Annotated in this window: 11 protein-coding genes; 3 read left to right on the plus strand and 8 right to left on the minus strand. The window is 71.4% G+C overall.

The window, feature by feature from the left end:
• Window positions 1-20 precede the first annotated feature (20 nt).
• From efeB to AB0D31_RS02990, 6 genes are all read right to left on the minus strand, one after another.
• Entirely contained in the window at window positions 21-1337 is a 1317-nt protein-coding gene (efeB, locus tag AB0D31_RS02965) for an iron uptake transporter deferrochelatase/peroxidase subunit (RefSeq protein WP_362716117.1), read from the minus strand.
• Between the two features lie 11 nt (window positions 1338-1348).
• Window positions 1349-3376: a copper resistance protein CopC gene (locus AB0D31_RS02970; RefSeq protein ID WP_362716120.1), complete on the minus strand. Its 2028-nt coding sequence runs from the start codon at window positions 3374-3376 to the stop codon at window positions 1349-1351.
• Between the two features lie 37 nt (window positions 3377-3413).
• Complete coding sequence (locus tag AB0D31_RS02975) at window positions 3414-3884, minus strand: copper chaperone PCu(A)C (protein WP_362716123.1); 471 nt, start codon at window positions 3882-3884, stop codon at window positions 3414-3416.
• Window positions 3881-4540, minus strand: coding sequence for an SCO family protein (locus AB0D31_RS02980; protein ID WP_362716126.1), 660 nt, complete (start codon window positions 4538-4540; stop codon window positions 3881-3883). The genes AB0D31_RS02975 and AB0D31_RS02980 overlap by 4 nt, the downstream gene beginning before the upstream one ends.
• 49 nt (window positions 4541-4589) lie before the next feature.
• Window positions 4590-5309 (minus strand): YcnI family protein, encoded by a 720-nt coding sequence (locus AB0D31_RS02985; protein WP_362716129.1) that lies wholly within the window; start codon window positions 5307-5309, stop codon window positions 4590-4592.
• Window positions 5310-5415: 106 nt separating this feature from the next.
• Window positions 5416-6273, minus strand: coding sequence for a hypothetical protein (locus tag AB0D31_RS02990; protein WP_362716132.1), 858 nt, complete (start codon window positions 6271-6273; stop codon window positions 5416-5418).
• Between the two features lie 272 nt (window positions 6274-6545).
• Here AB0D31_RS02990 and AB0D31_RS02995 point away from each other — a divergent pair, with 272 nt between their 5' ends.
• On the plus strand, window positions 6546-7004 hold the full coding sequence (locus tag AB0D31_RS02995) for an ATP-binding protein (RefSeq protein ID WP_362716134.1): 459 nt from the start codon (window positions 6546-6548) through the stop codon (window positions 7002-7004).
• Between the two features lie 111 nt (window positions 7005-7115).
• On the opposite strand, the gene AB0D31_RS03000 is transcribed toward AB0D31_RS02995, so the two are convergent.
• Together AB0D31_RS03000 and AB0D31_RS03005 are read right to left on the minus strand one after the other, a co-directional pair.
• Window positions 7116-8612, minus strand: a complete 1497-nt coding sequence (locus tag AB0D31_RS03000) for an aminopeptidase P family protein (RefSeq protein ID WP_362716137.1) — start codon at window positions 8610-8612, stop codon at window positions 7116-7118.
• A 103-nt stretch (window positions 8613-8715) separates the two neighbouring features.
• A complete protein-coding gene (locus tag AB0D31_RS03005) occupies window positions 8716-10203 on the minus strand; it encodes a PP2C family protein-serine/threonine phosphatase (protein ID WP_362716279.1) in 1488 nt (495 codons plus the stop codon).
• Between the two features lie 431 nt (window positions 10204-10634).
• Here AB0D31_RS03005 and AB0D31_RS03010 point away from each other — a divergent pair, with 431 nt between their 5' ends.
• Both AB0D31_RS03010 and AB0D31_RS03015 read left to right on the plus strand, forming a co-directional pair.
• The gene (locus AB0D31_RS03010; RefSeq protein WP_362716139.1) at window positions 10635-11297 is read left to right on the plus strand and encodes a bifunctional DNA primase/polymerase; all 663 of its coding nucleotides are present in this window, start codon (window positions 10635-10637) and stop codon (window positions 11295-11297) included.
• 185 nt (window positions 11298-11482) lie between these two features.
• Complete coding sequence (locus tag AB0D31_RS03015) at window positions 11483-12025, plus strand: hypothetical protein (protein WP_362716141.1); 543 nt, start codon at window positions 11483-11485, stop codon at window positions 12023-12025.
• The last annotated feature ends 81 nt before the right edge of the window (window positions 12026-12106 follow it).

The raw sequence follows: 12106 nt of genomic DNA on the forward strand, positions 1-12106 counted from the left end.
CCTTGGGCGCCTCCCGCCCCTCACGTCTCCAAGAGCCGCTGGCCCACGTATTCGCCCGCCCGCGGCCCGCCCGGCACCGCGAACAGACCGCTCGCCTCGTGGCGTACGAACGCGGACAGCGCGTCCCCCCGGTCGAGCTTGCGCTGCACCGGTACGAAGCCTCTGACCGGGTCGGCCTGCCAGCAGACGAAGAGCAGCCCCGCGTCCGGCGTGCCGTCCGCCGCGATGCCGTCGTGGTAGGAGAACGCGCGGCGCAGCATGGCCGCCCCGCCGTTCTGTTCCGGGGCGGCGATACGGGCGTGCGCGTTCTCCGGGATGACCAGCTTGCCGTCCGGCCCGAACGTGTCGAGCTTCATCGCGGTCGTCTCGGTACCCCCCGAAAGAGGGGCGCCGTTCGACTTCCTGCGGCCGATCACCTTCTCCTGATCGGTGAGCGGCAGCTTCTCCCAGGTGTCCAGAAGCATCCGGATGCGGCGTACGACCGCGTACGAGCCGCCCGCCATCCAGGCCGGCTGCCCGGTGTCGGGCACGAAGATGCGCTGTTCGAAGTCGGCGTCCGCGACCTTGGGATTGCCGGTGCCGTCGATCTGGCCCATCAGATTGCGCGCGGTCATCGGCTTCTCGGTGGCGCCCGGGGTGCGGTTGAAGCCGTTCATCTGCCAGCGCACCTTGGCCGCGGCGCCGGCGTCCTGCTGGATCGCGCGCAGGGCGTGGAAGGCGACCAGTGCGTCGTCCGCGCCGATCTGCACCCACAGGTCGCCGTTGGAGCGCTTGGGGTCGAGCTGGTCGGAGGAGAAGTCGGGCAGCGGGTCCAGCTGGCCGGGGCGCCGGTCGGTCAGCTGCGTACGGTCGAAGAAGCTGTGGCCGAAGCCGAAGGTGACGGTCAGCGAGGAGGGGCCGGCGTCCAGCGCGACCCCGGTGTCGCCGCTGCCCGCGGGCTCGCCAGCCATGAGTGCCCTGGCCGTCGCCGACCAGCGGCGCATCAGGGCGGCGGCCTCCTTGCGCCCGGCGCCGGGCGCAAGGTCGAAGGCGATCAGATGGCCGGTGGACTGAAGCGGAGTGCTGATCCCCGCTTGATGTTTCCCGTGAAACATCACCTCCGTGGAACCGACCGTCGACAGCGGGCTCGTGGCATCCGGCGATTCGACCGCCGCGTACACCCCGGCCCCGCCCGCCGCGCCCAGCGCCAGACCGGCCACGCCCACGCCGCCGACGGTGCCGAGCAGCTTGCGCCGGGAGATGTCCAGGCCGGGCTCGGCGGAAGTCCCCGGGGCCTGCTCGGTGATCCCGGCCCTGCCGGCCTGCCCGGGCTTGTTGGCGTTCTTGGTCTCGGTCATGTCAGTTCAACTCAGCCGATCTTGACGTTCTTGTCCACGGTGGTCTCGTCGATCTCGGAGGTGCGTACGGTCACCGAGATCTGCCAGTCGCCCGCCATCGGGATCTGCACGCCGCTCGCGCTCCAGTGTCCGGCCACCACGTGGTCGGGCACGACGGGCAGCGGGCCGACCGATTTGGCGGCCAGGGTGAAGGCGACCTTCACCTCGGGAGCGTCCTTGGGCTTGCCCGACGGGTCCACGAGATAGACGTGCAGGTCGTTGGCGCCGGTGCGGCCCGGGTCGAGGGTGAGCTCGACGGTCCCCTTGCCGTTCTGGCCGCCGGTGTCGAACGGCAGCCGGATGTCGACGGGGCGGTCCGCCACCGCGACCTGGGACCCGGCCTTCGCCCGGTCCACGGCCTCCTGGGTGCGGCCGGGCTCGGTCGAGGTCAGCACCGTCGTCACGGCGAGCAGCACCACGGCGACGCCGGCCTCAACCAGGACCGTGCGGCGCAGCCCGCTCCGCCCGGGATCGGCGTCGCGGACCCGCTTCTCGCGTGCGGTGCTCATCGCGGCCTGCTGGCGCGCGAGTTGAGCGGCCCGCTTGGCGCCCTCGCCGTCGGCGGGCAGGGTGACGGGCTGGGGGACGGGCCCGGGGACGGGGTCGGGGGCGGTGACCGGCTCGGGCGCGGTGACGGGATCAGCCACGGTGACGGGCTCGGGGACGGTGACCAGTTCGGGCTCCGGCTCGCTCGCGCGCTGCTCCACGATCACGGCGGCCCCGTCGTCGGTCGCGGCGTGCTCCGAGAGGCGGGCGGTCCAGCGCCGCGAGAACGAGGCGGTCGCGACCAGGACGGCCACCAGGCCCACCTTGACGAGCAGGAGCTGCCCATAGGTGGTGTCGACAAGCGCCGACCAGGTGCCCACCTGACGCCACGACTGGTAGAGCCCCGTCGCCGCGAGGACGGCCACGCTCCAGAACGCGAGGCGCGAGAAACGCAGCACGGCCGCGCGCTCGATGTCGGGGGCGCGGTACAGGACGACGAGCAGGGTGGTGAGCCCGCCGAGCCAGGCCGCCACGGCCAGCAGGTGCAGTACGTCGACGGGCATGGCGATGCCGGGCTGGAGCCCCGTCGAGGCGTGCTCGGCGAGGGCCCAGGTGGCGGCGAGCCCGGCGGCGACCACGGTCCCGCCGAGGGCCAGGCCGAAGGTGAGGTCCTGCTTCTCGGCCTTCTCGTGCTCGTCGTCGCGCCTGGCGTACGCGCCGAACAGCACGGACACGAAGAGGGCGGCGGCGCCGAGCAGCAGCAGCCGGGAGATGAGCGCCGCGCCCGGCTTGGTCTGCAGGACGGCCCGGAGCCCGTTCAGGTCGAAGGCGTCCGAGAGCTTCCCTGAGCCGGTGTAGGGGGTGCGGAGCAGCAGCATCGCGAGGGTGGCCACGGTCATGGTGAGCCAGCCGCCGACGACGACCCGCTGCACCGCGCTCACGCCCGCGCCCCGGCGCCAGCAGGCGAGCACGAAGGCCGCGCCGCCGGTGAGCAGTACGAAGCCGGCGTATGCCGCGTACCGCGCGATGCCGTAGAGGGCGCCGACGAGACCGCCGCCCACCTCCTGGCTGGGGAGGACGGCGGCGGTCGCTGAGGGGGCGCCGATGGAGAAGGTGAAGGCGCCGGAGACGGGGTGGCTGTCGGCGGAGATCGCCTGCCAGGCCACGGTGTAGGTGCCGTTGGGGATGCCGGTGCGCAGCCGGACGCCGTACTTGACGATGTTCCCGCTGCACAGGTTGATCAGTTCGGCGGTGTCGGAGCGCTTGCCCGTGGGATCCAGGACGCGAATGGAGTTGGCGTCCAGGGCGACGCCCTCGGAGAAGGTGAGGGTGACCTGGGCGGGCGCGGTGGCGACCACCGCCCCGTCCTTCGGATCGCTGCCGGTGAGTGCGGCGTGCGCGGACGCGGGCACGGCGCCCGCGAAGAGCGCGCCGAGCAGCGCCACCGTGACGAGCAGCAGCCGGGTCAGAGGCCTGCTCGCGATGGTGCGAAGGGGTGGGGCGGTGGCCGTCATGTCAGTCCCTCATGTCCCTCAAGTCCCTCTGGACGCCTCAGTGGTGCTTCGGGTTGTAGGTGGCTTCCTTCACCGGGAGGTCGACCTTGACCGGGTCGGCCTTCTCGAAGTGCAGCTCGATGGTGACGTTCTCGCCCTGCGTCGGCTTCTTCTTCAGACCCATGAACATGATGTGGCTGCCGCCGCGTTCCAGATCCAGCTCGCCGTTGGCCGGGATGTCGAAGGACTTCACCTCCTGCATCTTCTGGTTCTTCGTCTCGTGGATCGTGACGTCGTCCGACAGGTCGCTGGTGACCTTGGTGAGCTTGTCCGCGGTCGTGCTGTCGTTCTTGACCACGAGGAAGCCGCCGGCCATGTTGCTCGTCGGCAGCGGCATGAACGCGTCGCTGACCTGGAGCTTCGGCTTCGCTTCGGCGCTGTCGGAGCAACCCGCGAGGGCCAGGCCCGCGGCCAGGGCTATGACGGCGGCGACGGTCGAGCGGGTGGTGCGGGTGGTGCGGCGGTTCACGGGTTCTCCCCCTTGATGATCTTCGGCAGGTCCTTGGTGTAGTCGGCGATGGTGGCGTCCTCGCCGTACAGCACATAGCCCTGGTCGGTCTTGGGGGAGAAGGCGATGACCTGGGCCCCGTGCATGGAGACGACCTTGCCGTCCTTGTCCTTGGTGGCCGGGTCGATGCCGATGCCGATCGAGCGTGCGCCCTTCTGGATGGTGGCGAAGTCGCCGGTCAGGCCGATGAAGGACGGGTCCTGGCCCTTGAGCCACTTGCCGAGCGAGGCGGGGGTGTCGCGCTCGGGGTCGGTGGTCACGAAGACGACCTGGAGCTTGTCCTGGTCGGCCTTGGGCAGCGACTTCTTGGCGACGGCGATGTTGCCCATGGTGAGCGGGCAGACGTCCGGGCAGTTGGTGTAGCCGAAGTAGATGAGCGTCGGCTTGCCCTTGGTCTCGGCACGGAAGTCGAACTTCTTGCCGTTGGTGTCCGTCAGGACGAAGTCGGGCTTGGTGAACGGCCGGTCGAGCACGGTCGCGGCCTGGGTCTTCGCGGAGGCGGAGACATCGGCGACGGGGCTCTTCGAGCCGCCGTCACCGTTGCTGCCGCACGCGGTCAGGGTGAGCGCCGCTGCCGCCGCGAGGGCGGCGGCAGTCAGCGCGGTCTTGGTGCGCATGAGGTGATGTTCCGGTCTTTTCCGGTGGAAGGGGTGCAGAGGGCGGGGGTTACGCGGAGCGGCGTCGCCCGGCGAGGACCCCGAAGGCCACGCCCGCGATGCCGACGACGATGCCCACGACGGCGAGGACGCGCGCGGTGGTGTCGGTGTCCGACGAGGAGGCGGCCGCGGTCTTCTGGCCGGCCGTGCTCTTGTCCGCGGCGGGCGCGGCGCCGCCCGCCCCGGTGGCGGCGGCCGTCAGCTGAAGCGTCGGCGCCGGGTTGGCGGGCTCGGCCGCGCCCTGCTTCGGCTCCTCGATCCAGCGCACGACCTCGTTGTTGGAGTACGTCTGGAGCGCCTTGAAGACGAGCTTGTCGGTGTCGGTGGGCAGCGAGCCGATGGAGAGCGGGAACTTCTGGAACTGGCCGGCCTCGATCGCCCCGCCGCTCCACGTCACCTTGGTGACGGCTTCGTTGATCTGCTTGCCGTGCACGGTCAGCGGCTTGTCGAGCTTGGACTTGGTGACTTCGACGTCCCAGCCCGGCACCGGCTGCGGCATCACGGACGCCAGCGGGTGGTCGGTCGGGAAGTTGACCTCGACCTTGACCGTCTTGGCGTTGTCGCGCTCATTGGGGACCTTGAAGTCCACGACGGCGTAACCGCCCTTGGCGGCCGCTCCCTCGGGCTGCACGGTGACGTGGGCGAAGGCCGTTCCCGACAGCAGCAGGACAGAGCCGGCGGCGACGGAACCGACGAGGGCGATACGGGTGCGCGAACGGGCAGCGTTCATGGCAGAGACACTCCAGTGAGCAGGAAGGGTGGGGACGGCCACCGCGCACGGATGCGCGGGGACCCGCGACACCACTCCTGCGGTACGTGTGGGGAGTGGGCCGCGTTCAGGCTGCGAGGGCGTATGCCGCGGGCGGCCCGCGCCTGATCACCGAGTGCTGCAGTGCCGCTCCGGGCGGGGGAGGTGTCTCGCGCGCATCCGCGAGCGGGACACGCGGCCCCTGTGCGCCGGCCGCCAGGAGCCCGGCGCACAGGGCGCCCACGAAGGACAGGGCGCGGCGCAGAGAGCGTACGAAGGCGTCCTCGGCGGCGACCGTGACGGACTCGGTGGCCAGGCGCACCGCGCCGAAAAGCGCGACCTCGCCGCGCCGCAGCAGCCAACCCGTGGCGAGCGCCGCAAGCAGGTGGCAGAGCAGCATGGGAAACGTGGGAAGCAGCGAGGCGGCGAGCGAGGCGGAGTGCGCCGCGCCCGGACCGGCACCCGTCATGCCCGGCATCAAGTCGCTCATCTGCGCCATGCCGGGCACGGTGGCGTGGCCGCCGCCGCTGATTCCGGCCGGGTCGATGCCCGCGTCGCTCACGATGCGCTGGGCGTCCGCGGCGGTCAGCGGGATCGAGCCGTCGCCGCAGAGCAGATGTCCGGCGAACCGGATCAGCGGGAGGTCCCCGGTGGATCCGTTGCCGGACGCGGCCGCCGTGTGCTGGCCGATGCCGAACAGCGCGTGCAGGCCGAGCTGTCCGATCGCGAGGGCCCCTGCGATGGACGGCAGCGAGCGCTCCCGCCCGGCGAGCGGAGCCACGACGGCGAGCACTCCGAGGAAACCGGCGAGCAGCGTCCACCAGGGGACGCTCGCACAGGCCGCCATGACGTGTCCCATCGCGGACAGCACGACGCAGACCGCGGCGAACACCGCGGCCCTGAGCAGCCGGAGGCCGGCGCCTGCTGGGGCGTGGAGGGAAGACATGGCGGGGCCATCATCGCACTGGGCTTACCCGCCCCATACGCCAGGTCCAAAAGGTCACCTTTGGGGGTCGCATCTGGCCGCGGCCGCCGCACGGCCGGCCGCGGCGTAAGCGGCGGTCGCGGTGGCTCTACACCGGCGCGCGGGGGCGCGTACATCCGCCGAACGGGCGCCATCACGTCAAGAGGGTGCTTACGGGCGAGTAGTTACGGCAATACTGCGCCCGTAGAGAGAAGGACTATGTCGAGCCGCAGTTGCAGCCAGGAGGCTGGAGCATGAGCATCTGGTGGTCCCTCCACTTGCGGCGCGAAGCCGCGAGCGTGCCGCTCGCCCGGCGTCTTCTGCTCGGGACCATGGAGACCGCGGGGGTCGACCCCGACGTCTCCTACGACTTGTCGGTCGCCCTCACCGAGGCCTGCGCCAACGCCGTCGAGCACGGCGGGGACACGGGGGCGGGCAGCGCCTCGGCGGCCTACCGGGTGACGGCCTACCTCGACGGCGAGAAGTGCCGCATCGAGGTCGCCGACTCGGGCCCGGGCTTTCCCGCGCGGCGCGCCCGCCGCCCCGCACCACCCGCGAGAACCGGCTGCCTCGCCGAGCACGGCAGGGGGCTCGGCCTGATCGAACAGCTCGCCGACCATGTGCACTTCAGGAACCGGCCCGGCCGGGGCGCGGTGGTCAGTTTCGACAAGATCCTCAAATGGCGCGAGGGCGCGCTGCTCAAGGTGGGCTGAGCGGCGCGCCCCCGGGCGCTTGAGCGGTGCTGGGTCGGGCCGGCTGGACCCGGACCGCGTAAGCGCAGCTGGATCAGGCCGGCTGGACCCGGCCGCGTGGGCCGGCCTGGATCAGGCCTGCTTGACCTGGGCCATCCACGCCTCGACCTCGTCCGAGCGGCGCGGCAGCGCGGCGGACAGGTTGGTGTTGCCGTCCTCGGTGACGAGGATGTCGTCCTCGATGCGGACGCCGATGCCCCGGTACTCCTCGGGCACGGTCAGGTCGTCGGCCTGGAAGTACAGGCCGGGCTCGACGGTCAGGCACATGCCCGGCTCCAGGTCGCCGCCGACGTACGTCTCGGTGCGCGCGGCCGCGCAGTCGTGGACGTCCATGCCGAGCATGTGACCGGTGCCGTGCAGGGTCCAGCGGCGCTGGAGGCCGAGCTCAAGGACCTTCTCGACGTCCATGTCGCCGAGCAGCCCCCAGGCGACGAGCTTCTCGGCGAGCACGCGCTGGGCGGCGTCGTGGAAGTCGCGGTAGGCGGCGCCCGGCTTGACCGCCGCGATGCCGGCCTCCTGGGCCTCGTACACCGCGTCGTAGATCTTCTTCTGGAGCGGCGAGAAGGTGCCGTTGATCGGCAGGGTGCGGGTGATGTCGGCGGTGTAGAGCTCGTTGGTCTCCACGCCGGCGTCCAGGAGCAGCAGGTCGCCGGAGCGGACCTCGCCGTTGTTGCGCACCCAGTGCAGCGTGGTGGCGTGCGGGCCTGCGGCGCAGATCGAGCCGTAGCCGATGTCGTTGCCCTCGACGCGGGCGCGCAGGAAGAACGTTCCCTCGATGTAGCGCTCGCTGGTCGCCTCGGCCTTGTCGAGCACCTTGACGACATCTTCGAAGCCGCGGGCGGTCGAATCGCACGCCTTCTGCAGCTCCGCGATTTCAAACGCGTCCTTCACCAGGCGCGCCTCGGAGAGGTACACGCGCAGCTCTTCGTCGCGTTCGGCGGTGACCTTGTCGGTGAGCGCGGCCTCGATGGACGCGTCGTGACCCCGCACGCACCGGACGGGCCCGGTGGCCTCGGCCAGGGTGGCGGCCAGCTCGCGGACGTCCTTGGCGGGCACCCCGAGCAGCTGCTCGGCCTCGGCCAGGGAGTGGCGGCGGCCGACCCACAGCTCGCCGGAGCCGGAGAGCCAGAACTCACCGTTCTCACGGTTGGAGCGGGGCAGCAGGTAGAGCGTCGCCTCGTGTCCGTCGCCCGCGGGCTCCAGGACGAGCACGCCGTCCTCGGCCTGGTCGCCGGTCAGGTACGCGTACTCGGTGGAGGCGCGGAAGCTGTACTCGGTGTCGTTCGAGCGGGTCTTGAGGTTGCCCGCGGGGATCACCAGACGCTCGCCAGGGAAGCGCCGGGAGAGCGCGGCGCGCCGGTCGGCGGTGTGGCCGGCCTGCGCGATCGGCTCCAGGCCGTGCAACTCGGTGTCGGCCCACCCGGACTTCATGTTCGCGGCCAGCTCGTCGGAGACGCCCGGGTACAGGCCGTTCTTCCGCTGCTGGATCGGCTTCTCGTCGGTGGTCTCTTCCGGGCCCGCTGCGTCAGCAGCAAAATGGGACTCCGCCGGGCTGAGCTCCTCTGACACGTCTGCTCCTTGGTACGACACTGGGCCGTCCTCCATCGTACGGGCGTACGGAAGGGGGTCCAGGGTCGTAGTGCCTCTTACCGAGGCCGGCGGGCCGTCGGCCCTAGACGAAGCGGGCCGCGAGCATCACCACATCCTCACCGTGGTCGGCGGAGTCGAGGCCATCGGGCAGCAGGGTGCGCAGCACGTGGTCGAGGATCGCGTCCGGGTCGTCGCGCACCGACCTGGGGACGCTCGCCGCGGCGGCGTGCAGCCGGGCGAAGGCCCGGTCCATGGGGTCGCCGGTGCGGCGCAGCAGGCCGTCCGTGTAGAGCAGCACCGTTTCTCCCGGGTCGGGAGAAAGCTCGACGCTCGGCGCTTCCCAGCAGGCGAGCATGCCGAGCGGCGCCGAGAGGGAGGTCTCCACGAACTCGGTGCGCCGCTCCCCGATGATCAACGGTGGGGCGTGTCCCGCCCCGGCGAGCACGATCTTGCGGGGGGCGGGCTCGCAGTAGGCGAACAGCGCGGTGGCCGAGCGGGCGGGCTCGGTCAGGCGCAGCAGCAGTTCGAGGTCGGACAGGACGGCGACGGGGTCCTCGCCCTCCATCACGGCGTACGCCCGCAGGCTCGCGCGCAGCCGGCCCATCGCGGCCACCGCGCTCGGCCCGGACCCGGTGACGGACCCGACCGCGAGGCCGAGCGCGCCCTCGGGCAGCGGCAGCGCGTCGTACCAGTCGCCCCCGCCGCGCGGCCCGGTGCGGTGCCGGGCGGCCAGCTGGACGCGGGCGACCCGGGGGAGCCGGCTGGGCAGCAGCTCCTCGGCGACGGTCGCCACATGGGCGCGGGCCCGCTCCAGTTCGAGGAGGCGGGCCAGGTGTTCGGCCGCGTACCGGATGTAGAGGCCGACCAGGTGCTGCCGGCGCTCGACGGGCTCCGCGCGCTCGTCGTAGAGCCAGACGGCGGCACCGAGCCGCCCGGCGCCCTCGGTGGTGAGGGGCAGCGCGTAGCTGGCGGCGTAGCCGAGACGGGCGGCTACCTCGCGGTGGCGGGGGTCGAGGCCGGCCGGGTCGGCCATGAGGTCGGGGCCGCCGTCGGCGTCGGGGAGCCCGTCCAGGATCCGGCCGTACGCGGTGGCGCTGCGCGGCACGGTCTCGATGTGGCCGAGGTCGGCGTGGGCGAGCCCGAGGCCGGTGGTGACGACCGGACCCAGGCCGTCCGCGGGCTCCAGGACGACGAGCCCGCGCCGGGCGCCGACCAGGGCGGCGCCGGCCTTGAGGAGTTCGTTCAGGGCGTCGTCGAGCGCGGTGGTGCGGGCGAGCCGCTCGGTGAGTTCATGGAGCGTGGTGAGGTCGGAGACCCAGCCGGCGAGCCGGTCCTGGAGCACCGCACCGGGCGGGGTGTGGGCGACGGGTGAGGGCAACGGCGCGTGAGTGTGCGCCGGAGACGGAACAGATGGATCGATTCCAGCCACTTTCGGCAGGTGAGGGGCGCTCATGGCAGCCGGCTTTCCGACTGGTTGATTTTGCTCAATAGCATCGCAAACCCCCATGTCATTCTGCGCCGCTATCAATGCATCCACATGTACACGCACAAGTGAGGGGATGTCCAGCATTGTCATAGCGGGACTATTGGTGTCCGTGGGGCGTCCAAGTTGGCCGGAAAATGGCCCTGGTGGCCCAGTCCTGGGGTCGACTGAAGACGTTCAACTGTGCGTCGTTTCAACCGTGTTGGGTACGTAATCGGTGTGGTCCATGGCGGTTGAGCTGCCGCGGAACCTTGCGGACGGCCTGAGCGTCTTAAGAGCCGACCGGCCACGCCTCACCCCGAGCGGCGGGGTTTTTGCCCGCAGGACGGCAAGCGCCATGCACGCGCCACCCTTCGCCATGCTTTAAATGGTTACGGGCCGTGGCCGTCACCACCCTTGGTGACGGCCCATGTTTCATCGTGGCGGATCCCCACCGCCTGCTCACGCAGCATGTACGCGCAGTGAAGTGATGCACATGTGATGTGGACTCGGCGTTCAACGGAAAGGAACGAGCGCCCATGCGCGAGATCCTCGGAAGGCGACGCAGGTTCCGGTTTTGGCGCAGTGAAAGGGCTGCTCAGCTCGGCGCCGCGCTGACCTGTGCGACCCAATGGAAATGGCCCGTGGTGCCCGGAGTGGGACTGACCGCGGGCGGCAGCGGCTGTGCCTGCCCCGACCCCGATTGCGCGGTGCCGGGAGCACACCCCTTCGACCCCGTCCTGCTCGCGGCGACCACCGACGAGCGCATGATCCGCTGGTGGTGGACGAACCGGCCGGCCGCGCCGGTCCTGCTCGCCACCGGCGGCGGCGCGCCCTGCGCGATCAGCCTTCCGGCCCTCGCCGGAGCCCGGGCGCTCGCCGCCCTCGACTCCATGGGTGTCCGGCTCGGCCCGATCGTGGCGACCCCCACCAGGTGGTCGCTCCTGGTTGCTCCGTACTCGATGGAGCGCCTCGGCGAGCTGCTCTACTCCAAGGACTGGGTGCCCAGTTCGCTCCGCTTCCACAGCGAGGGCGGCTATCTGGTGCTGCCCCCGTCGCAGACCGGCAAGGGGCAGATCCGATGGGAGCGGCCCCCGCTGGGGACGACCGGTCCCTGGCTGCCGGAGGTCGAGGCGGTGGTGGACGCGCTGGTCGAGGCGAGCACCAGCGCACCGGACGGCGGGAGCCGGCTGGCGTACTGACAGGGCGCGAGGGCCACACCGGCCCAATGACAGTGAAGGCGGTTCGGTTCCCGAGCCGCCTTCACTCTTTCGGGTGCGAGCGGGCCCTGGTTGTACGGGAATTGGGTGTGCGCGGCGCCGGGCGCCCGGTTTCCGTGGCTATCTTCGGCCCACCATCAGGAATTCCAGGGCAGGCGGGTCCCCCAATGAATCTCCAGCACCTCCGCGTGGCCGGGCTCACGGCCGTCGTGGTGGGCGCCGTGCTGCTGCCGTTGGTCGCTTCGGCGGGGCCCGCGGGAGGGCCCGAGAAAAGAGCCGCGGCGGATGACGCAAAAAGCCCCCTCACCCACGCGCTCGTGCCGGTGAACAAGCCATGGTCGCGGGCCGCCCAGGCCGCGATCGCGCGCTGTGGCCCCGCGCTGGTCTCCCCCGAAGGGGTTGAGGCGCAGACCTGCGTACTGGGCGAGGGGCGCGACACCTGGGGGCGTACCTACTACCGCAACGCCACCGGACGGGAGCTGAACTCCGCCCTCACGCTGATGGGCCCGGACGGGCGGACCCTGGAGACGACCTGCCAGGTGGCCGCCGACGACCAGCCCGATTCCTGCGACACCCCGCACGAGAGGCGGACGGAGGGGGCCGCGCGAGCGGGCGTGTATGCGGCGGTGGCGGAGTTCGCGGGGGCGGGAGAGGACTCACCGCTGCTGCTGCGTTCCGGTAGCAACTCCACGGAACGCCCGGCTCGTTGAGCGAACCGGCACATGGAAGGGCCCGATCGCTGGCGACGGGGGATGCACCAGCGACCGGGCTCTTAGAACCGTAACAAGAGA

It is taken from the genome of Streptomyces sp. NPDC048361 (assembly GCF_040651795.1).
Classification (GTDB): domain Bacteria; phylum Actinomycetota; class Actinomycetes; order Streptomycetales; family Streptomycetaceae; genus Streptomyces.